Raw genomic sequence first — 19,941 nt, 5'->3', positions numbered from 1 at the left:
GGGATTCAGAGGTTCTCTTGAGCTGCTTCGGGGTGCCGAACAGGCCAGGGGCGGCGACGAGTTCGCGTACGTAGTCTTCGCATGGCTGACCGCCACAGCGAGGCGCTGACGCCCCGCTGTGTGAAGCGTCAGTCCTGAGCGTCAGTCCTGGTGGACGATGTTTCGGCCGGGGCCGCCGGAGAGGGTGTCCCGGCCGGGGCCGCCGTACAGCTCGTCGTCGCTGCCGCCCTGCGCGATGCTGCCGTCGGTGGCGTGGAGCGTGTCGTCGCCATCACCGCCGCCCACCACCCCTGCCACTCCCACGGAGAGGTTGTCGTCGCCCGCACCTCCGCGGACGGAGTTGCCGTCGACGCCGCCGGTGTGGGTCGCGGTGTCCTTGCCGTCGCCCAGGTCGGCCGAGGCGAAGTAGTACGTCTGGTCGGTGGTGTTGTCGTAGGCGACCGTGTCGTCGCCGTCGCGGAGGGCCAGCTTCAGCGTGGCGTACGGGTCCTGGCTCTCCAGGGTGGCGACCGTGCAGGAGACCTTGGTGTCGTCCGCGCCGTCGGGGTGGGAGCAGCCGTCGCCCGCGCTGACCGGAACGTCGTCGTCGATCACGTAGGTGATCTCTTCGGAGCCGCCGGACTTCGACGCGGTGACGGTCACCTTGTTGGTCTGGCCGGAGGCGGCCGTGTAGAGGATCGCGTGATCGCTCGCGCTGAACGCGGCGGTCGCCGACGGTGTATCGGCACCGGCGGTGCCGGCCAGGAAGAGCGGAGCGGCCAGCCCCGTACCGAGAGCCAGCGTCACCGCCGACGCGGTACGTAAAATCAGGCCATTCACCGCGGCTTCAGATGCGGGCGGAAGGAACGCCTGCTGACCAGCGATGTTCGACCGCTCACCCGCCGCGCGACCATTCCCCCTTCAGTGGTCAGCGCCCAGCCGGCGCTCGCGACCACGGGATCCGGGTCGGCGGACCAGGCCTGGCGCAGCTCTTCGGCGTGCGGGCTCTTCTTCACCACGTAGTTCACGAGCCAGTCGTGCACCTTGGGTGTGCGCGCCTCGCGCATCATGGCGTCCAACTCGTCACGCCCGAACGCCTTCGGGCGGCAGATCAGCAGCGCGAGCAGTCTCGCCGCGGTGTCGCCCGTCTCCCAGAGCAGGCACGCGAGTTCCTGCTGCGTCTTCAGCCGCTTCGCGAGCGCGCGCAGCTTGCTGAGGTTCACACCGTGATCGTCACGGCCACCTCAGCCTCCTGTCTGTATCGCGTGCGAGTTTGCGTGCGAGATTCGATTCAGCCTATGAGGGAAGCCGGCGTCCGACGGTCAGCCCGCGGTGCGCTCCACGGGGATCCACAGCTCAGCGTCCGCCTGTGCCCCGTCCTGCGAAAGGCGGGTGCGCAGGATCTCGGGTCCCGGCCTGCTCTCGTACGGATTGGACGGGAACCACTGCGTGAACACGTCCCGCCACAGGTACTGGAGTGCGTGCGGGAACGGGCCGGAGTTCTCGAAGACCGCCCAGGTCCCCGCCGGGACGGTGAGCGCGTCCAGGTCCTCCGGTGCGGCGGTCGAGGTCACCACCGCGTGGTAGTAGTCGAGTTCGGTTCCCTCCGCCCGGCTCGGGTCGAGGTTGTCGCTGACTCCGACGATGCCCTCCGGCTGCTGATCGGAGAGCGCGGTGATGCGCTGCATCGTGTCCGCGTCGATGCCGCGGATGAAGTCCGCGATCGCCGGATTCATCCCCTCGTGGACCAGCGGGACCCTGACCTTCTTGCCGACGACCTGGAACTGGTCCTTCTCCACGACCCGGTATCGCATGCTGCCGCTCCCCTCGACGATGAGACGGAAGGACATCCGAGGCTGAGCATGCAGAGCGGCACCGTCCCGCCGGGCCTCACCCGGCCCCACACCGTGTACGGCACGGAACGCACGCGCGAACGCTTCCCCCGAGCCGTAGCCGTAGCGCACCGCGATGTCCAGCAGCGTCCGCTCCCCGGCGAGCACCTCCGCGCCCGCGATGGTCAGCCGCCTGCGCCGGATGTACTCCGACAGCGAGATCCCCGCCAGTGCGGAGAACATCCGGCGGAAGTGGTACTCCGACGTCATCGCGATCCGCGCGAGATCGGTCACCTCGATCCGCTGATCGAGATGCGACTCGATGTGATCCAGCGCCTCGTTCAGCCGCTCAAGCACTTCGGGCTCCTTCCCTTTACGTCCCTCACGTCAGGAAGGCCGCACTCCCTGAGTACTACACATACATCACGCATCGCACGCATCACTTGCGCAGGAGCCGGGCGTCCGCTCCGGCGTCCTGGAGCAGCTTCACCGTCTTCTGGTGGTCGCGCCCGCCGTCGCCGAGGATGACGGCCTCAAGCAGCGCGGTCCAGCTGAGGTTGTTGACGTGGTCGATGTCCACATCGATGTCCGGGTTGGTGGTGACCTCCCGGATGTAGGCGACGTGGCCGTGCTCCCCGGCCGGGATGAGGGAGGTGCCGCCGTACCGGTTGAGGATCGTGTAGTCGGGGTCGGCCCCGGCATCGACGAGCAGCCGGGCGGCCTCGACGTGATCGCCGGTGGCGGCCAGGAGGAGCGGCGTACGGCGGCTGCTGTCACGGGTCTCCAGATCGGCACCCCGCTCGATGGCGCTGCGCACCGCGTCGGCGTCACCGGATCGCGCGGCGTCGAGCAGGTCCCGGCCGGCGGCGGGGTCGGCGGCCGTCCGCTGCGGCTTCGTGGCGGGGGAGGGCGGGTCGGACCGGGTGGCCGACGGCTTGCGCTCGGCGGCGGCGTTGCCGTCGGCCGCGGGACTGCCGCAGGCGGTCGCGAGCAGGCCCAGGCCGAGGAGGGGTACGAGCAGGAGGGCTGCGGGGCGTCATGTGCGGGCGGGCCGGTGTGCGTGCGCTGGGCCCGCACTGTCCATGCTCGGGCGGGCCGGGGGCCTGAGCGGTCGCTGAACCGGACGGAGCTGCGGGGGCGTTGGGTCGACCCCTGTGTCGGCCGTTCGGTTGATGCGGGGTGTGCGTGTCTGTGGTGGTGCGTTGAGCGTGGTGTGCATACGTCGTGCCGGTCGCGGCGGGACGCTGCATAGGGTTGCGGGCATGACCGGGACACGGGGGCGGTGGGCCGAGTCGGATCCGGACAGCGGCGTCGAAGATGCGACGGTGCTGGTTCTGGAGTGGCTCGGGGAGCAGGGCGGTTGCCGAGTGCATGGACAGGGCGCTGCTTCGGCTGCGTGAGGCCGGGCTGGTTGTTCCTTTCTGAGCTTGTGCGGGGTGGCCGTTGTCAGTGGGTGATGCCTGGCAGCTGTCGCGGTCTCGCTAGGGTTCGGTCGTATGACCGATCGCGTACTGGAGCTTCTGCGCAGCCGCCCCGACCTGGCCGAACTGGCCGCGTTCCCCTTCAACTTCGACGTGAGCCGGGCGTACCACGTCGAGGACGTACACCTGGCGTCAGGTGCGCCGCTGGAGCCGATCGCGGGCGACGACACCGGCGGCACGTACTTCCTGTGCGCGGATCAGGCGGTGCTCCACGCGTCCTCCGAGGGCGACGCCGTACTGATCGCCGACAGTGTCGGGGAGGCGCTCGAGATGCTCGTCCGGTTGCCCGAGTGGTGCGAAGGCCTCACCGCCGAGCTGGACGAGGAGGGCCTGCGGGCCCAGGTGCGTGCGGGGGACGATGAAGCGCGCGAGGAGTTCGCGCCTGAACTGGACGCGCAGCGGGCGGCGTTGGTCAGCGGTCTCGGCCTGCCGGACCGGCCGCTGGTCGAGCTCTTCGCCCTGACGGATTCGGCCGCCGGGCGCACCGAACCGGACCATGTCCTGCTCAACTCCCGTGACCTGTGCGCGTATCGGCTGCACGATTCCTACCGGCAGTGCCTGCGCGACGTCGTCCTCGGCCCGGGACGGGAGACCTTGGAGCGGATGCGCTCCGGCGACCTCGGCGCGCGGGAGGAGGCGGCCGCGGATCCGGTGCTCCGGGCTGGGGTGCTGCGGGCGGCGCAGTTCGACCGCCGGGACGGCGACCTGCCGTTGCTGCGCTTCTTGCTGGAGCGCGAGGATGCCGAGCGGAGCGAGTGGTTCGAGGAGCGGCGTCTTGCCGCGGTGCTGGTGGCGTCGTACGGGCAGGACCAGGATGTTCCGCTGCTGCGGTCGGCCACTTCGGGGCAGGTCACCGACGGCGCCGGTGCCGTGGAGTGGGCCCGCGCAGAGGAGGCGAAGCGGCACGGGCGGGATGCGGATGCGGAGGCGGAGAGCGAGTTCACCTGGATCGAGCTGGCTCACCGGCAGGGGCGCACCGAGCACGCCCGAGCGGCGCTCATCCGCCTCCTGGACGACACGGGCCCGCACGCGGACCGGCTCAGGGAACTGAGCCGCGCGCTGGAGCGCATCGGCGACCACGCACAGGCGGCCCGCGCCCAGTTCAACCTCCTCTCGCTCCAGGACACGGCACGGGACCGGGCCTCGGAGGCGTACATCCTGGCCCGCCTGGAGCGCGGCAAGGGCGACCTCGTGGCGGCGGGGCGAGCCCTGGAGCGGGCGCGGTCGGCGGTCGGCGTCGGCGGCGCCGCTCTGGACAGCACGGTGGCGGAGTGGCACCGCCGAGGGCTCGGCAGGCTGATCACGGAACAGCACCTGGAGCTGACGCTGGCCGCGGTCGAGGCGGGCGATGCGGACCTCGCGCGGGCGACGATGGCGCATGGAAAGCTCCTGCTCAACACGGTCGGCAAGCAGTCGGCGAAGGCGTTGAGCGGCCTCTCGACACGGGCGAAGTGGGCGGTGGCCGGGCTGGGCAGGCCCGGCGCCTGACGCCCTCCCCCTCGCGGTCGTCCCCATCCGGGCGCGACGCTGACCAAAGAGACAGAACGTTTCCATGCCCAGCTTCGAGATCACACCGACAGGTACGGTCCGCCTTCGGTGAGGCCCCTCCAGGGTCTGCGGCCCCCGCAGACCCAACCGCATCGGTGTTACGTCCTGCGCCATCGAGTCCGTCCACGGCCGCGAACTGACCAGGCCGACCCCGGCCGCCGCATGTCGGATGTCCGCATGTCCGGATGTGACAGGGAATCGTCATTGCGGCCATGGACGGTGGTGGTGAGGATGGGGGCATGCCCACTCCGCACCGTGTCGTCATCGCGGTCTTCCCCGATGTCGACCTCCTCGACGTCACCGGCCCGGCCGAGGTCTTCGCGCTGGCCAACCGGGAGACCGCGGGCCGCTCCGGCTACCAGGTCCGCCTCGCCGGGCCCGCCGGCGGTGAGGTGCGGACTTCCGCGGGTGTGCGCCTCATGGCCGATCTCGCCTTTGACGAGGTCGGCGGCCAGGTCGACACCCTGCTGGTGCCCGGCGCGGTCGACATGACCGAGGACGGCCCCGTCGCCCGCATCGACACCGACGCCGTGGCCTGGGTCAAGGAGACCGCCCCGCACGCCCGGCGCGTTGCGTCGGTGTGCGTCGGCGCGCACGTCCTGGCCGCGGCCGGACTGCTCGACGGGAAGACGGCGACCACCCACTGGTCGACCGCCGCCCAGCTGGCCTCCGACCATCCGGCCGTCACGGTCGACCCGGACCCCATCTTCGTACGCACGGACCGGGGCCGGCTGTGGACAGGGGCCGGGATCAGTGCCTGCCTGGACCTCGCGCTGGCCCTGGTGGCCGAGGACCTCGGCGAGGATGCCGCGCTCGCCGTGGCCCGGCAGCTGGTGATGTACCTCAAGCGGCAGGGCGGCCAGAGCCAGTTCTCCGTCCCGCTCAGCCGCCCCGCCGCCTCCCGGCGTGACATCGACGAACTGCGCCTGTGGATCGCCGATCACCTCGACGCGGACCTGTCCGCGGAGGCCCTGGCGGCCCGGATGTGCCTGAGCGAGCGGCACTTCGCCCGCGTCTTCAAACAGGAGACGGGCACCAGTACGGCCGGCTATGTCGAGGCCGCCCGCGTGGAGGCGGCACGCCGCCTGCTCGAAACCACCGACTGCCCGCTCGACCAGGTCGCCACCGCCGCCGGGCTCGGCTCGGCGGAAACCCTGCACCGGGCGTTCAAACGGCAGCTCGCGACCACGCCGGGGGCCTACCGCCGCCGCTTCCGCACCCAGACCACCTGACCCGTTTCACGTATCCATCCACCATCCGTCTCTCCGCCGCAGGCGGGCCCCCTGTGGCTTCGCCATGCCCTTTCCCCCATGAAAGGTTCCCCATGAGCACGAATCAGCTGAGCACGAACCAGCCCTCGACGACCCTGCGTGACGTGATCGGCCTGGACAACCAGCCGCCCCGGCTGAGCGAATCCGTCCTGATCCTGATCGACTTTCAGAACACCTACCGCAGCGGCGTCATGGCCCTGGACGGCGCCGAGCAGGCCCTCGCGGCGGGCGCCCGTCTGCTGGAGCGGGCACGCGCCGCGGGCACCCCGGTCGTCCACGTCATCAACGACGGTGGCGAGGGCACCCCGTACGACATCCGCGCCCACATCGGGGCCATCAGCGAGGAGGTCGCCCCCGTGCACGGCGAGGCCGTCGTGGTCAAGCAGTTCCCCAACTCCTTCCACCTCACGGAACTGGAGAAGACGCTGACCGAACTGGGCGCCGCGCCGGGCAGCGGCAAGGACCTGATCCTCGGCGGCTTCATGACGCACATGTGCGTCAACTACACGGCCCAGGGCGCCTTCAACCTCGGCTACCGGCCCACCGTCGTCGCCGAGACCACCGCCACGCGCGCCCTCACCACGCCCGACGGCACCGTCCTGCCCGCCGCCGGGCTCCAGGCCGCCGCACTGACCGCGATCACCGACCTGTTCGGCACGGTTGTACGCAACGTCGAGGCTCTCCCGGCCTGAGGAGCTTGAGAAGCTTGAGGGGCCTGAAGGGTCAGAACGATTACAGCTTGCGGGCCAGACCGCCGTGCTCGCCGATGGGCCCCGGCACGGGGGCGGTGCCGTCCGGCCGCCAGAGCGGGACCGAGACGACCCCGGGCTCAAGCAGCTCCAAGCCGTCGAAGAACGCCGTGATCTCGTCGACGGAACGCAGGAAGTAGGGGACGGCGCCGGTTTCGTTGTAGGCGTCCTGGGCCTGCTCGTAATCGGCGTCCGTGCCCCGTGAACCGTCGTTGATGGAGAGGAAACTGCCGGACGGCAGCCCCTCCATCAGACGGGCGACGATGGCGCGCGCCTGGTCGTAATCGGCGACGTGGCCAAGGATGTTGCTGAGGATCAACCCCGTGGGGCGCGAGAGATCCAGCGTCTCCGCGGCCGTCGCCAGGATGCGGTCGGGGTCGGACAGATCGGCGTCGATGTAGGCGGTCGCCCCCTCCGGGGTCGAGGTGAGCAGGGCGCGGGCGTGCGCGAGCACCATCGGGTCGTGGTCGACGTAGACGATCCGCGTCTCGGGGGCGAGCCGCTGGGCGACCTCGTGGGTGTTGTCCCCGGTCGGCAGACCCGTACCGATGTCGAGGAACTGCCGGATGCCCGCATCGTCGACCAGGTACGTGATGGTGCGGCGCAGGAAGGCACGGCTGCTGCGGGCGACGGTGACGATGCCGGGGAAGACGGCGCTGTACGCGTCACCTGCCGCCTCGTCGACGGCGTAGTTGTCCTTCCCGCCCAGCCAGTAGTTCCAGATACGCGCCGAGTGCGGCACAGAGGTGTCGATCTGCTGCTGCGCCGCAGACCCGGGCGTCGTCGCAGGGTCGGTCATGGGTACCGTCCGTCTTTCCACCGAGGCGTGAACTGTTTCCACGGCACAACCTACGTCCCAACGATCAGTACGCGTACACCAGTTCACCCTTCGGGTGTGTGCTGCGGGTGTTGGGCGAGCGCCGTGGCGGCGGCGTCGAGGATGCCCCCGAACGTGCGCGTGATGATCGGCCGGGCGAGGCGCCGGGTGAGCAGCGGGCCGAGCAGCGGGACGCCGATCTCGGCGCGGGTGCTCCAGCGCACCAGGGTGCCGCCGTCGACCTCCGCGAACGTCATACGGCCGATCTCGTGCCGGGCCGGCGGCAGGCTGCGCTCGACGACGTACTCGGTGGCGTACGGCGGGTCGTAGCGGGTGATGCGCTCCCGGAACCAGCCGATCAGCCAGAGGTGACTGCGCACCGCGCCGACGCCGTAGGGCGCGCTCTCGCCGCGCCGCGTCAGGCGGCAGCGCACCACCAGGGGCGAACGGGTGTAGTTGGTGGTCGTGGTGAGCCAGGCGAACACCTTCTCGACCGGGGCGGCGATGACGCGTTCGACGGTCATGGTTTCCATGGTCAGAGTCCTCCTCTGTCGAGTGGGCGCACCGCGTCGGCGCGGCGCAGCTTGTCCGGGTTGCGCATGCCGTAGAGGCCGGTGATCCGTCCGTCGTGGATCTCGAACGCGACCAGCCAGTCGAGTGCGTCGCCGGTGAGGAACCGGGCCGCGGGCATGCCGTTGTAGGTGGCGGGCTCGACACGGGTCGTCGAGCCGGTGGTGCGGATCACGCCGAGGACGAAGCGGGCGACGTCGTCGCGGCCGGTGATCGGACGACGGGCGGCGACCACCTTCCCGCCGCCGTCGGAGATCTGCACGACATCGGGCGCCAGCAGGTCCATCAGATCCTGGATCCGGCCGGTCGACGCCGCGAGCAGGAACCGCTGGACGATCTGCCGGGTGGCGTCGGAGTCGGGCTCGAAGCGGCGGCGCCGCGCGTGGACGTGCCGACGTGCGCGGTGGGCGATCTGACGGACGGTTACCTCGGCCTTGCCGATCGACGCGGCGATCTCGCCGTGGGTGTAGCCGAACACGTCGTGCAGCACGAACACCGCGCGCTCGGTCGGGTTGAGTGTCTCCAGGACGAGCAGCATGGCCATCGACACCGACTCGGCCAGGATCGCGTCCTCGCTCACCTCGGGTACGGTGCGGATCGGCTCGGGCAGCCATGGGCCGACGTACTCCTCGCGCCGGGCCTTGACCGCGCGCAGGTGGTTGAGGCCCTGCCGGGTCACCAGGCGGACCAGGTAGGCGCGCGGATGCTCGACCGTCGCCGGATCGACCGCGCTCCACCGCAAGTAGCTCTCCTGCAGCACGTCCTCGGCGTCGGCGGCGCTGCCCAGCATCTCGTAGGCGATGGTGAACAGCAGCGGACGATGCTCGGTGAAGGCGTCCTCAGCCATGGCCCGCCCCCACGGCAAGCACTTGTCGGTACCTCGACATCACACCCGGCTCCTCTCGTCGGACGCCCCTCTCGTCGGACGCCCACCTCCTCGGACGCCCATCGAGACACTCCGGACCGGCGAACCGTGACAGTCCGCCGCGGTGATTCACTTCACATCCGGTCGGGGCGGCCCGTCAGCGCTGCTGCGGGAGGCCCAACATCCGTACCAGCTGGGCGAGTTCCTCCTGGAAGAGCTTGTCAGGGCTTGCGGTCTGGGTGCGCAGATGGCCGTAGACCTCCAGCGACACCAGGCCGTGCAGATGACCCCAGACGCGGAGCGCGAGGGCGACGGCCGCAGGCGGCAGCTCCGGGAAGGCCGGGCGCACCTTGTCGAGCAGCCCCGCGTCGAAGTCCGACCATGCGAACTCGCTGTCCTCGTAGAGGTGTTCGGCGTGCGGCCAGGCTGCGGCCGCCAGGGCGGTGAGCCCGGTGCAGACGCGGCGCGCGGCGTCCGGGGCGGCGCCGCCTTCGGGGGAGTGGTAGCCGGGAACGGGATCTCCGTAGATGAGCCGGAAGCCCTGCGGATTGGCCAGGGCCCAGTCCCGGAAGGTGCAGGACCAAGCGTGGATGCGGGCGGCCGGGCTCTTGGCGGAGGTGGCCTCCCAGGAGCTGTCCACGGCGTCCGCGAGGGCCGTGTACACGTCGTTGATGAGCACGGTGATCAGGTCGTCCCGGGTGGCGAAATACCCGTAGATGGCGTTCGCGGTCATGCCCATCTCACGGGCGATGGCCCGCAAAGTGATGGCGTCGGGGCCGCCCGATGCCATCAGCGCCAAGGCCACGTCCTTGATTTCGGCGGTCGTCTCGGCCCGTAGCCGCTCGCGCCTGCCCCTGCTGCCTGTAACTGCCACGCGGCCAATCTACAGCGTCAATTTTATGCATGCCGTGCGAAAACTGCACGCCGTATAGTTTCCGCACGGCGTCACCAAGAGGAGGCGTCGTACCTTCGCATGCACAGGGGAGAGCCATGCACATCGGAGTCATCGGAGCGACGGGAACCATCGGCAGCCGGGTCGTCACCGAAGCGCTGAGCCGGGGGCACCACGTCAAGGCGTTCAGCCGCGACGCCTCGTCGGCCGCGGGCAAGGAACAGCGGGAGAACATCACTTGGTCCAGCCTCGACGTCCTGGACCCCGCGGCCGTCGCCGCCGCCCTGCCCGGCCTCGACGTCCTGATCAGCGGATTCCAGCCCGGCAACGCCGCCCACGACATCACGGACACCGTGCGGCGCTCGATCGCCGACCCCACCGTCTACGCCGCCGCGGCGCGCGCCCTGCTGAAGGCGCTGGAGAGCCACCCCCGGACCCGGCTGATCGTCATCGGCGGCGCGGGCAGCCTGGAGGTGGAACCAGGAGTGGTGCGAGCCGACTCCGACGAACTGCTGCACGCGACCCTGGACCAGGTCGGCCTGCCCCGCGCCTATGCGGCGGCCGTGCGCGGCCATCGGGACGCCCTGAACGTCCTGCGCACGTCGAACCGCCTGTGGACCTACTTCAGCCCCGCCGAGGACATCGCCCCCGGCGAACGCACGGGCCGCTTCCGCACCGGCGGTGACCAGCCCGTTCTGGACGCCGAAGGCCGCAGCCGCATCTCGGCCGAGGACGCCGCCGTCGCCCTCGTCGACGAGGCGGAACTGCCCCGCTTCGTGCAGCGCCGCTTCACCATCGGGTACTGAAGTCGCGCCGAGGGCGCTTCATGCCTGAGCGATGAGTTCGGGCGGCGGATCGGGTCTGCCCTGGTATGACGCGCATCATCGCTGACATCTCGGTCTCCCTCGACGGCTTCGTCACCGGGCCCGACCCCGGCCCGGAAAGCGGACTGGGCACGGGCGGCGAGGCCCTGCACACCTGGGCGTTCTCCGACGACCCGGACGACCGCCGGGTCCTGCGCGAGGCGACCGCCCGCTCGGGAGCCGTCATCCTCGGCCGCCACCTCTTCGACGTGGTCGACGGGCCGCACGGCTGGGACGACAAGGTCGGCTACGGCGCGGCCGAGGTGGGCAAGCCCGCGTTCGTCGTCGTGACGAGCTCGCGTCCGGAGTCGGTGCGGCTCACCGGCCTCGACTGGACGTTCGTCACCACCGGTCTGCCCGACGCCGTCACGGCCGCGCGCGAACACGCCGAGGCGGCGTCGTCGGCCGGCGGCAAGGACCTCGACGTCGTCCTCATGGGCGGCGGAGCCACGGTCCGTTCGGCGCTCGACGCCGGGCTTGTCGACGTGCTGACGCTGCACCTCGCGCCCGTCGTGCTGGGTGCGGGGACACCACTGTTCACCGGCGGAGCGCCGCGCACGCTGGTGCAGCGGAGCGTGACCCCCACATCGACCGCGACGCACCTGACCTACGACGTCCTCTGACGACGCGAGCGCACCGTCGGCCCGGTTCAAGCCTTCTTCGTCTCCAGCACGTTCACCTTCTCCAAGGAACGGTGCCGGTGATGCGCCTCCGCGATCGCCGCCAGTGAGGGGCGATCCAGCGCGCGATAGGCCATCACGAGGAGTTCGCCCGCGAGCTCCTCGCGGGCCGGGTCGCCGCCCGATGCCCAGTGCAGGTCGCGGCCGAGGAGGAGGGCCTCCGTCGGATCGCCCGCCGAGCAACGGCTGCGGGCTTCCTCCACGTTCGCCTGCAGCGCCTCGGCGTCGTCGAAGAGGGCGTACATGTACGTCGCGAACTTGTACTCGTCGGCCCCGTTGTGGGCAGGGCGGTCCAGCACGGATTCCCCCGATGCGAGTGCGCCCGCGCCGTCCAGCGTCGTGACCCGGTCGGAGTCCACGGGCGGGATGGCCCAGTCGTACGCCCTGGAGTAGACGAGGCCGACCTCGGTCCTGTCGCCGGTCTCGAAGGCGGTCAGGGCATCGCGCAGCAGGGCAAGGCGGGAGCGCCGTGCGGCCACTTCCTCGTCCTGCACGTCGTCGTCGAGGTCGCGCCAGACGAGTTCGAGGATCGCGCGCACCGCCTCCAGCGGGGTGCACGAACGTGTGTTGATGCCGCCGCCGTCGTTGTTGTAGTACGACGCGACGCCGCTGCAGGTGCGGCCGTCGTCGAACCACAGCCCGTGGTGCAGACCGTCGGAGCCGCCGTGCAGGAAGGTCAGGAACTCGGGCGGGTCACGGTAGTAGCGACCGTGCACGCGTACGTCGATGCCGTCGCGCGGCCGCAGACCAGGGTCTGCGAACAGGTCCATGATGCCGACGGGGCTCACGTCCAGGTCCGCGAGCGCCTGTTCCTCCACGGGGCCGAGCGAGCCCAGGAACGTCCAGAACCGGAAGACCGACTCGGGCAGTTCGAACCCCCACTCCCGCAGGAAGCGCTCTTCGACGGCGGCCCGGCCCGCCGCACTCTCCGTCTGCTCCGCCATCCCAAGCCCTCCCAGGTCGAGGCGCACGCACGCCCACCGGCACACAAGAAGCCCGAGGCTATCGAACCGTCGACACGGCCGACACGGCGCTCACCCTCGACCAGCCCGGATGCCACGGCCGTCGGTCGCGCCGTGGAATCATCGTCCGTCCGTCCGACAGGGGCGCATGACAGTGAAGGCGGTGCCGGGCATGACGGCAGGTTGGGAGTGGGACGAGACGCTGTTCTCGGGAACGGCCGCCTACTACCAACGCGGTCGGCTGCCTTACGCCCCCGGCCTTGCGGACGAACTCGCCGAGGTTCTGCACCTGGACGGGCGCGGACGCCTCATCGACGTGGGCTGCGGACCGGGAACCGTCGCCCTGACCCTGGCGCACCTGTTTGCCGAGGTCGTCGGCGTCGACCCGGACCGCGGGATGATCGCCGAGGCCGGGCGCGTGGCCACCGAGCGCGGAGTGGCAGGGAAGGCGCGGTGGGTGCGGGCCCGGGCCGAGGAACTGCCCGCGGGGCTCGGCACGTTCACCGTCGCGACCTTCGCCCAGTCCTTCCACTGGATGGACCGTGACCTGGTGGCGTCGACCATCAGGGACCTGCTCGAGCCCGGTGGAGTCCTCGTACACATCTCGGACGAGAAGTCGGAGCCCCGGGCCACCGAGGGCCTCCCGTATCCGGCGGTCCCCTATGCGGCGATGGACGAGCTGGTCGGACGCTACCTGGGACCGGTCCGCAGGGCCGGCCGCGGCGTGCTGCCCCAGGGGACACCCGGCGGTGAGGCGCTGATGTTCGCCCGCGCGGGATTCACCGGACCCCGGCGTCATGTGGTGCCCGGCGGCCAGGCGTTGGAGCGCACGGTCGACGACGCGGTCGCGGGGGTGTTCTCGATGTCGTTCTCGGCCCCGCACCTGTTCGGCGTGGACCGCGACGCCTTCGAGGCGGACCTGCGCCGCCTGCTCCTGGACACCTCCCCGTCCGGCCGCTTCTCAGAGCGCCAGCCGAGCACCGAGGTCTTTGTGTGGGCGAAAGGCCCCGCCGAGCTGTGATCAAGCGGTGGTGCGGTACGACCCGGCGGCAGCCGTCGTTCTCCCAACTCGTAGGGTCGGAGGGGTGAACCACGACGACGCCCTCGCCGCACCAGCAACTCCCGATCCCGCCTTGCCGATGCTGACCGTCGCGCAAGCCGTACGCCTGCGGGCCCTGGCCGCCCCGTACTGCGAGGACGGTCGCAGCTATTCCTTGCACAACCTGGCGCAGCAGTGCCGCCATGCGCCGGAGGACCGCTGGCCGGCCTTGGTGGAGGCGCACTTCGCCGCCTTGCGGGAAGGGAGCCGGGGTGGCGAGAGCGCCGAGGAACTGCTGCGCGGCGTGCATGCGCGGCTGCTGCCCACGGATTCGATCGGCCCCGAGCTTGCCGGTGCCCTGCGCTACGCACGCGTGGTGGCCGATGGGCTCGTCTTCGCCTACGGCCTCGACATGCCGACCAGCGTCCGGATCCTGACCGACGCCGACGTGGAGCGCGCCGGTCTTGAGGAACTGGGCCGTGCGGCGTACGCGAACGTCATGCGCGTACCCGTCGAACACGAGGAAGTCCCGGTCGAGGGAGGGGCGTTGCTGCACTCCGTGTACGGCGACTCCCCGTTCATCGCGAGCAAGGCGCTGTTCCTGTCCGAAGCGGCCCGGCAGATCACCGGCGAGGCACTGCCCGACGCCGGGGCCCTGGTCGTCATGCCGCAGCGGAATCTCCTTGCGTACCACCCGATCGCCGACGGCTCCGTTGTCGACGCCGTCAACGGCCTTGCCGCGTACGCCTTCGGGGCCCACGAGGACGGACCGGGCGCGCTGTCCCCGCGGGTCTACTGGTGGCACAAGGGCGCGCTGACGTCGCTCACGGTCATAGACCCCGACACCCGTACCTTCTCGTTGCGGCCGCCGCCGGAACTGCTCAGCCTGATGAAGGGCCTGGTCCGCCTCGACGGCGCCGGACGGCTCGCCACGAGCACCACCGCCGAGGCGCCCGACACAGCTCAACTCACCCGCACCACAACCGAGTCGATAACCCGGCTCACCCAGGAGCCGGCCGGACTGGGTGACGCCTTCGCCTCGGCTCTCACACTCGCCCACAGCCATTGCGCCGCCGACCCCCAACTGGCGCACATCGACACCTGGGACGCCTGGGCCACCGCCGTACAGCTCGGCTCCGCGCTGTTCACCGGCGCGCAGGCGCAGAAATGCCGACTGGGCGAGGACATCGAACCGCAGCTGCCCGCCATCGCCGCCGAGCCCCCCGCGGACGCTCGCGCCTGGCTCGACGCCTTCTACCTCGCCCTCGCGTGCCGCCGACAGGACCGGGCCGACCGGCTGTGCCAGGTGCCGCTTGAGGCGCTGCGGCAGGACGACTCCGTGGACGCCTACGTGCTGCACTGGATCGACACGCTGCAGACCTACTGGTCCCAGCAACCCATGGACGACGTCGTACAGAAACTCCTGGCCACCATGGAAACGTCCATGCCCGAGACCGTGACCCACGCGCCGATGGACTTCGTGAACCAGATCGACTACCAGCCCATCGCCCTCTTCCACCGCCTGATCGCCCGCGACCACGACACCTTCAACGAGACCCTCGCCGAAGCCGTCGCACACCACGGCGCGTACTGGGGCGACTCGGCGGCGCCCCGGGCCCAGGTGGCGCTCGGCCCGCTCGCGATGGCGAGCCTGGCCTACGACTACGGGTTCCCCGTCCCTCTGAAGCAGCCGCACCTGCCCACGTACCTGCTCAACCGCGAGCGGATCGAGGAGCTTCCCGGCTGAAGGCCAGGAGCAGCGCGGCGGTCCGTGCCGGTTCCTCCAGGATGGGCGTGTGTCCGGCACCGGGCAGCAACTCGACTGTCGCTCCCGGTACGACGCGGTAGTCGGCCGCGGACGAGGGCCGCCACCTGCGGTCCTGCTGGCCGAAGATCACATGCAGTGGCTTGCCGAGTGCCAGCAGCCGATCCGGGAGCGCCTGCTGGGAACTGCCGGATCCGCTCGTCGGTCGGTGGCCATTGCGCGGGGTCGATCGGGGCGGACTCCGGTGCGATGAAGGCGTCCATGCTGGGGCCGGTGTTGATGAGTACGAGCGCGGTCACCAGCCCCGGGCGTTGCTCGGCGAGAGCGGTGGCGGCGTAGCCACCGCTGGAATGGCCGACGACGACGGCGTGCTCGACGCCGAGCCGATCAAGCGCCGTGCCGAGCCTGCGCCCCTGCTCGGGGATCTCGTAGCTCCGGCCGACCGGTTCGGCCGAACGACCGTGCCCCGCCCGGCCCGAAACCGATCGTGCCGGGCGTCTGCTCGACTCCCGACGGAGCACAGGTGGGCGCCGCGTTCAACGCGGGCGCCAGCAGCGCCGACTACGCGGCCCGCTTCGGGGCGCTCCATCTCGTGACGGAGGTGCCCTACTGGTCCGACGGCCGCGTCGCGACCAGACCGAAAGCGGCCGCACCCACCAGGAGATCGCCACCGCCGGGGCGGCGGCGCGGCGCGAGCTGATCGCGACACCCGGCGCGGCCCTGGACGCCGTCTCGGACGATCTCACCGTGCACTCGCCGTTCCGCCGCTCGACCGAGACCACACTGGATACGTTCCGCACGCTCACCGAACAGGTGGAAGCGCTGGGCGGCCTGGATGACCGGCCCCCGCCGTCCACGAGCAACATCGCCTGCTCACCGAGCGATTCGACCTCTGTTCACGGAAGCCGAGGCCGACTCCCCGGGCCCGGCGATCGAGCTGCGCAGGCTGGTCTCGGTACAACTGGGCGCCATTCTGGTGGCTGCCGCTTCTCGCTCGGATTCTGTTGCCGGTTAGGGGCGAGGCAGGGGGCGGATGCGCGGTTGCGTCACGTCCCTGGTGCCGGGGCGGCGTCCCCTCGCTCCCGAGGGCTGATCCACAGCGCCTCGGCCAGCGCGCACAGTTCGCCCTCGGCCGTCGCGAGCGCCACTCCCACGGTGACCTTCCGGCCCTCGGCGGCGATGGGCCAGGCATAGGACACATGGCGCTCGCCCGCTCGCACCGGCCGCAGCTGTGTCCCGGTGAGCGCGGCCGTCACCGAGCCCGGCCTCATCAGCCCGAGCCTGATGCCCGCCCAGCCGCCGGGGCAGTCGAGGGTCGACCAGACCATTTCCGGCGCCAACGTACCGTCATCGAGAGCGAGTTCGGCATCGGGGACCCAGGCTGCGGCGAGCAGCTCGCGCCCGGGGACAAGGGACGAAAAGACCCGTACACCGCGCCCCGCAGGCACCGGGCTGCAGCCGAAACAGTCGGGAATCGGCGGCGGGAACTTGCGGATGTACCCGAGATAGTCCTCGGTGGCCGCCCGCGCCTGCTCCCAGGTCGGCATCTTCGGCGGATCGAGCAGCAGCTCGGCGGGCGCGCACGCCACCAGGGTGCCGTTCTCGGCGTCGCCGAGCAGGCAGCCGCCGTCCGGGGCCTGCGTAACCTGCAGCGGAGTATCGGGACGCACCGCGCCACGGAAGTCGACGCGTACCGTCTTGGCCTCCGCGCGGGCGGCAAGCAGCCCGGCGACATAGCCGCCGAAGGCCACCCCCGGGTAGCCCGTCGCATGGGTGGGGACGCTCAGAATCGGGCTCGCTGTCATGGTCGTCCACCCCATCACACCACCGCTCGACAGGCGAGGCAGGGAGAGGAACAGTGATGGAGATCGCGGCCTCACGACCCCCACTCGCTGAACCGCCTTGATGTCAGGCTCACTTGAGGTGCGTACGTCAACGCACGAGCGGTGTCGCCGGCGTGCTCACACCGTCCCGCGGCCGACCGGTGCCGTACTCGTACGCACGATCAGCTTCGGTTCGACGGACGCCGGTTCGTGCTCGGCGTCGGGGTTCTCGATCAGCCGCAGCAGATGGCCGAAGGCCAACGCGCCCATCTCGGCGAAGGGTTGGGCGACGGTGGTCAGGGACGGCGAGCAGTACTCGGCCAGGTCGATGTTGTCGACGCCGACCACGGAGATGTCCTGCGGAACGCGCCGGTCCAGTTCATGCAGGGCGCGGATCACTCCGAAGGCCATCTCGTCGCTGGCGGCGAACACCGCCGTCACGTCGGGGATACGGCCCAGGATGAGGCCGTTGCGGTAGCCGGACGAGGGGGACCAGTCGCCCTCCAGGACGGGTGGGGCCGTGCGGCCCTCCGCCTCCAGGGTCTCCCGCCAGCCCTTCAGGCGGCTCGCCGCGTCCAGCCATTCGCCGGGGCCCGCGACATGCCAGACCGTCTCGTGTCCGAGGTCGAGCAGATGGCGCGTGGCGAGGCGGGCGGCCTGGACCTGGTCCACTGCGACGACCTCGGAGGCCGCCGTGCGCGAGCCGTCGACGGTCACCGTGGGCAGGGAGTCCGTCAACTGCTCGATGCGGGGGCTCACATGGATGAGCGGGATGGCGAGGATGATCCCCTCGACGCGCTGGTCCGCGAGCCGGGACAGCGCCGCCTCGACCGCCGAGGTGTCCAGTGAGGCGGTGGAGGCGGTGGAGACCGAGTAACCGGCCTCGTACGCGGCGCTCTCGATACCGAAGGTCAGCGTAAGCCGGGAGTAGAACGTGGTCTGCAGCGTGACCACGCCGATCGTCCGGCTGCGCCCGGAGGACAGGATCCGGGCGGCGCTGTTCTTGCGGTACCCAAGCCGTTCCACGGCGGCGAGCACCTTGGCCCGCGTCTCCTCCCGGACGTTGGGATGGTCGGAGAGGGCGCGCGAGACCGTCTGCGCGGAGACTCCCGCGACCCGGGCCACGTCGGCCATGCCGGGCGGCCGTCCGCCGCCCTCGCCACCGTTCACTGCATCCATGCGTCCACTGTCTCCACGCGTCCTCACTTTGTTCCGTACGTAGCTCCGTACGTCGTTCCGTGTGCCGGATGATACCGGCCTCATCGCCGTCTCACCGGCCCGAGAGCGCAAGGGGAAAGACCTATTGGCATCGATAACATTCTCTGCCATAGTTCCGGCCATCGGTGCGCCGAATGAGGCCTCATGCGGCCCATGGTGCATCGATCCCACAGCAGGCCCCGCCCTCGGTGTCCGGGTCTGATCCCTGCCCACGAACACAAGGAGGGGCCGTGCAGAGGACCCGTATGCGCGTAGCGGGCATCGCCGCAGCCGTCACTCTCACGCTGGTGCTCGGCGGATGCTCGTCGTCCGGTTCGGATTCCGCCGGCGGCGGTGACGGGACCGGGACGCTGAAGTTCTGGGGCTGGTCGCCGGGGTACGCCGACGCGGTCAAGGCGTTCAACACATCGCACCCCGACATCAAGGTCGAGTACCAGGAAGTGCAGCCCGGCGCCAAGGGCGGCTACCAGAAGATGCTCAACGCGGTGCAGGCGGGCAACGCGCCCTGCCTGGCCCAGGTCGGCTACGAGACGCTGCCGAGCTTCGCCGCGCAGGGCGCCCTGAGTGACGTATCGAAGTACGCGAACGGCGACAAGGACGACTTCCATCAGGCGGCCTGGCGTTCGGTCTCCCTGGGGGACGCGGTGTACGGGGCGCCCGTCGACACCGGCCCGATGGCCCTCTTCTACAACAAGAAGGTCTACGACGAGCTGGACCTGAAGCCGCCGAAGACCTGGGACGAGTACAGGACCCAGGCCAAGAAGATCCACGCATCCGACCCCGAGCGCTACATCTCCTCGCCCTATCTGAACTACGACTACGCGGGTCTGTCCTGGCAGGCGGGCGCCAGCTGGTTCGGCATCGACGGCGACGCCTGGAAGGTGGGCCTCGCATCGAAGGCCAATGAGAAGGTCGCCGGATACTGGCAGGGCCTGGCCGACGACGGCCTGATCAGCAAGGCCCCCATGTACGACCAGTCCTGGTACACCGGAATTGGCAACGGTAACATCGCGTCCGTCGTGGGCGCCGTCTGGCAGGCCGGCGTCATCAAGGGCGGCGCCAAGGACGGCTCCGGCGACTGGGCCGTTGCGCCGATGCCGCAGTGGCAGGCGGGCGACACCGCGGTCGGCAACGCGGGCGGCTCGGCGACCGCGGTCCTCAAGGGCTGCGAGTCCACCGAGGCCGCGTGGACCTTCGCCCACTGGCTGAGCACCGACCGCAAGGCGTACGGCGGTCTCGTCGACAAGGCATCGCTCTACCCGGCCGCGCCCGCCCTCCTCGACCTGCCCCAACTCAAGGCCAAGGACCCCTACTTCGGCGGCCAGAAGATCTACGACGTCTTCGCGGCCGCGGCACCCAAGGTCAAATCCGACTGGACGTGGGGCCCCGTCATGACCAAGACCTCCGCGGACCTGGACGACGCGCTGGGCAAGGCCTGGGCCGGCAAGGGCACCTTCAAGGACGCCCTGCGCACCACCCAGGACAAGACGGTCGGCGAACTGAAGAACCAGGGCCTGAAGGTGACCGAGTAGGGCGGACGCCCCGTCGCTCCCGATGCACTCGTTGCTCCCGATCCACCCGGGACGG

General features: G+C 70.5%; 18 protein-coding genes and 3 pseudogenes. 9 read left to right on the top strand and 12 right to left on the bottom strand.

Going from position 1 to position 19,941, the window contains the following annotated elements; genetic code table 11:
* Positions 1 to 141: 141 nt before the first annotated feature.
* The 4 genes and pseudogenes from AB0O76_RS38390 to AB0O76_RS38375 all read right to left on the bottom strand — a co-directional run.
* Complete coding sequence (locus AB0O76_RS38390; RefSeq protein WP_365501392.1) at positions 142 to 786, bottom strand: calcium-binding protein; 645 nt, start codon at positions 784 to 786, stop codon at positions 142 to 144.
* Between the two features lie 113 nt (positions 787 to 899).
* Positions 900 to 1,214 (bottom strand): annotated as a pseudogene (locus AB0O76_RS38385) (DNA alkylation repair protein); the annotation flags it as partial.
* 87 nt (positions 1,215 to 1,301) lie between these two features.
* Entirely contained in the window at positions 1,302 to 2,168 is an 867-nt protein-coding gene (locus tag AB0O76_RS38380) for an AraC family transcriptional regulator (protein ID WP_365501390.1), read from the bottom strand.
* A 106-nt stretch (positions 2,169 to 2,274) separates the two neighbouring features.
* Positions 2,275 to 2,664: pseudogene (locus tag AB0O76_RS38375) on the bottom strand (ankyrin repeat domain-containing protein); the annotation flags it as partial.
* 643 nt (positions 2,665 to 3,307) lie between these two features.
* Here AB0O76_RS38375 and AB0O76_RS38370 point away from each other — a divergent pair.
* The 3 genes from AB0O76_RS38370 to AB0O76_RS38360 all read left to right on the top strand — a co-directional run bounded on the left by AB0O76_RS38370 (position 3,308) and on the right by AB0O76_RS38360 (position 6,803).
* Positions 3,308 to 4,780, top strand: coding sequence for a hypothetical protein (locus tag AB0O76_RS38370; protein WP_365501388.1), 1,473 nt, complete (start codon positions 3,308 to 3,310; stop codon positions 4,778 to 4,780).
* 299 nt (positions 4,781 to 5,079) lie between these two features.
* On the top strand, positions 5,080 to 6,072 hold the full coding sequence (locus AB0O76_RS38365) for a GlxA family transcriptional regulator (RefSeq protein WP_365501386.1): 993 nt from the start codon (positions 5,080 to 5,082) through the stop codon (positions 6,070 to 6,072).
* A 92-nt stretch (positions 6,073 to 6,164) separates the two neighbouring features.
* Positions 6,165 to 6,803 carry a cysteine hydrolase family protein gene (locus AB0O76_RS38360; protein ID WP_365501384.1) on the top strand — a complete coding sequence of 213 codons (639 nt, stop codon included), beginning with the start codon at positions 6,165 to 6,167 and terminating at the stop codon, positions 6,801 to 6,803.
* Between the two features lie 40 nt (positions 6,804 to 6,843).
* Here AB0O76_RS38360 and AB0O76_RS38355 read toward each other — a convergent pair whose 3' ends face one another.
* The 4 genes from AB0O76_RS38355 to AB0O76_RS38340 form a co-directional block, all read right to left on the bottom strand.
* Positions 6,844 to 7,659, bottom strand: a complete 816-nt coding sequence (locus AB0O76_RS38355) for an SAM-dependent methyltransferase (protein ID WP_365501382.1) — start codon at positions 7,657 to 7,659, stop codon at positions 6,844 to 6,846.
* Between the two features lie 83 nt (positions 7,660 to 7,742).
* Entirely contained in the window at positions 7,743 to 8,210 is a 468-nt protein-coding gene (locus AB0O76_RS38350) for an SRPBCC family protein (RefSeq protein WP_365501380.1), read from the bottom strand.
* Between the two features lie 2 nt (positions 8,211 to 8,212).
* Entirely contained in the window at positions 8,213 to 9,094 is an 882-nt protein-coding gene (locus tag AB0O76_RS38345; protein WP_365501378.1) for an RNA polymerase sigma-70 factor, read from the bottom strand.
* Positions 9,095 to 9,269: 175 nt separating this feature from the next.
* Positions 9,270 to 9,986 carry a TetR/AcrR family transcriptional regulator gene (locus tag AB0O76_RS38340; RefSeq protein WP_365501376.1) on the bottom strand — a complete coding sequence of 239 codons (717 nt, stop codon included), beginning with the start codon at positions 9,984 to 9,986 and terminating at the stop codon, positions 9,270 to 9,272.
* 116 nt (positions 9,987 to 10,102) lie between these two features.
* Between AB0O76_RS38340 and AB0O76_RS38335 the strand changes: the two genes are divergently transcribed.
* Complete coding sequence (locus AB0O76_RS38335; protein WP_365501374.1) at positions 10,103 to 10,810, top strand: NAD(P)H-binding protein; 708 nt, start codon at positions 10,103 to 10,105, stop codon at positions 10,808 to 10,810.
* A 65-nt stretch (positions 10,811 to 10,875) separates the two neighbouring features.
* Entirely contained in the window at positions 10,876 to 11,490 is a 615-nt protein-coding gene (locus AB0O76_RS38330) for a dihydrofolate reductase family protein (protein WP_365501372.1), read from the top strand.
* A 26-nt stretch (positions 11,491 to 11,516) separates the two neighbouring features.
* On the opposite strand, the gene AB0O76_RS38325 is transcribed toward AB0O76_RS38330, so the two are convergent.
* Entirely contained in the window at positions 11,517 to 12,491 is a 975-nt protein-coding gene (locus AB0O76_RS38325; RefSeq protein ID WP_365501370.1) for a hypothetical protein, read from the bottom strand.
* A gap of 190 nt (positions 12,492 to 12,681) precedes the next feature.
* Here AB0O76_RS38325 and AB0O76_RS38320 point away from each other — a divergent pair, with 190 nt between their 5' ends.
* Together AB0O76_RS38320 and AB0O76_RS38315 are read left to right on the top strand one after the other, a co-directional pair.
* Positions 12,682 to 13,530: a class I SAM-dependent methyltransferase gene (locus AB0O76_RS38320; protein WP_365501368.1), complete on the top strand. Its 849-nt coding sequence runs from the start codon at positions 12,682 to 12,684 to the stop codon at positions 13,528 to 13,530.
* 64 nt (positions 13,531 to 13,594) lie between these two features.
* Positions 13,595 to 15,295: an immunity 49 family protein gene (locus AB0O76_RS38315; protein WP_365501366.1), complete on the top strand. Its 1,701-nt coding sequence runs from the start codon at positions 13,595 to 13,597 to the stop codon at positions 15,293 to 15,295.
* Here the strand turns inward: AB0O76_RS38315 and AB0O76_RS38310 are convergent.
* Positions 15,261 to 15,780 (bottom strand): annotated as a pseudogene (locus tag AB0O76_RS38310) (alpha/beta fold hydrolase); the annotation flags it as partial. The gene AB0O76_RS38315 and the pseudogene AB0O76_RS38310 sit on opposite strands and share 35 nt — an antisense overlap.
* A gap of 56 nt (positions 15,781 to 15,836) precedes the next feature.
* Between AB0O76_RS38310 and AB0O76_RS38305 the strand changes: the two are divergent.
* Positions 15,837 to 16,013: a hypothetical protein gene (locus AB0O76_RS38305; RefSeq protein ID WP_365501364.1), complete on the top strand. Its 177-nt coding sequence runs from the start codon at positions 15,837 to 15,839 to the stop codon at positions 16,011 to 16,013.
* Positions 16,014 to 16,359: 346 nt separating this feature from the next.
* Here AB0O76_RS38305 and AB0O76_RS38300 read toward each other — a convergent pair whose 3' ends face one another.
* On the bottom strand, positions 16,360 to 17,118 hold the full coding sequence (locus tag AB0O76_RS38300; protein WP_365501362.1) for a hotdog fold domain-containing protein: 759 nt from the start codon (positions 17,116 to 17,118) through the stop codon (positions 16,360 to 16,362).
* Positions 17,119 to 17,274: 156 nt separating this feature from the next.
* The gene (locus AB0O76_RS38295) at positions 17,275 to 18,315 is read right to left on the bottom strand and encodes a LacI family DNA-binding transcriptional regulator (RefSeq protein ID WP_365501360.1); all 1,041 of its coding nucleotides are present in this window, start codon (positions 18,313 to 18,315) and stop codon (positions 17,275 to 17,277) included.
* 269 nt (positions 18,316 to 18,584) lie between these two features.
* Between AB0O76_RS38295 and AB0O76_RS38290 the strand changes: the two genes are divergently transcribed.
* Positions 18,585 to 19,886 (top strand): sugar ABC transporter substrate-binding protein, encoded by a 1,302-nt coding sequence (locus tag AB0O76_RS38290; RefSeq protein WP_365501358.1) that lies wholly within the window; start codon positions 18,585 to 18,587, stop codon positions 19,884 to 19,886.
* The last annotated feature ends 55 nt before the right edge of the window (positions 19,887 to 19,941 follow it).

The sequence above is a fragment of the Streptomyces sp. NPDC086554 genome (genome assembly GCF_040686095.1).
Taxonomy (GTDB): Bacteria; Actinomycetota; Actinomycetes; order Streptomycetales; family Streptomycetaceae; genus Streptomyces.
Note: the sequence above shows the minus strand (reverse complement) of the source record. Positions and strands in the feature narration are given on the sequence as shown.

What these genes read in the sequence shown, in the direction of transcription:
- AB0O76_RS38370 (WP_365501388.1), top strand. Translation starts at nt 3,308, where the DNA reads ATGACCGATCGCGTACTGGAGCTTCTGCGCAGCCGCCCCGACCTGGCC.
- AB0O76_RS38365 (WP_365501386.1), top strand. Translation starts at nt 5,080, where the DNA reads ATGCCCACTCCGCACCGTGTCGTCATCGCGGTCTTCCCCGATGTCGAC.
- AB0O76_RS38360 (WP_365501384.1), top strand. Translation starts at nt 6,165, where the DNA reads ATGAGCACGAATCAGCTGAGCACGAACCAGCCCTCGACGACCCTGCGT.
- AB0O76_RS38355 (WP_365501382.1), bottom strand. Translation starts at nt 7,659, where the DNA reads ATGACCGACCCTGCGACGACGCCCGGGTCTGCGGCGCAGCAGCAGATC.
- AB0O76_RS38350 (WP_365501380.1), bottom strand. Translation starts at nt 8,210, where the DNA reads ATGGAAACCATGACCGTCGAACGCGTCATCGCCGCCCCGGTCGAGAAG.
- AB0O76_RS38345 (WP_365501378.1), bottom strand. Translation starts at nt 9,094, where the DNA reads ATGGCTGAGGACGCCTTCACCGAGCATCGTCCGCTGCTGTTCACCATC.
- AB0O76_RS38335 (WP_365501374.1), top strand. Translation starts at nt 10,103, where the DNA reads ATGCACATCGGAGTCATCGGAGCGACGGGAACCATCGGCAGCCGGGTC.
- AB0O76_RS38330 (WP_365501372.1), top strand. Translation starts at nt 10,876, where the DNA reads ATGACGCGCATCATCGCTGACATCTCGGTCTCCCTCGACGGCTTCGTC.
- AB0O76_RS38325 (WP_365501370.1), bottom strand. Translation starts at nt 12,491, where the DNA reads ATGGCGGAGCAGACGGAGAGTGCGGCGGGCCGGGCCGCCGTCGAAGAG.
- AB0O76_RS38320 (WP_365501368.1), top strand. Translation starts at nt 12,682, where the DNA reads ATGACGGCAGGTTGGGAGTGGGACGAGACGCTGTTCTCGGGAACGGCC.
- AB0O76_RS38300 (WP_365501362.1), bottom strand. Translation starts at nt 17,118, where the DNA reads ATGACAGCGAGCCCGATTCTGAGCGTCCCCACCCATGCGACGGGCTAC.
- AB0O76_RS38295 (WP_365501360.1), bottom strand. Translation starts at nt 18,315, where the DNA reads ATGGATGCAGTGAACGGTGGCGAGGGCGGCGGACGGCCGCCCGGCATG.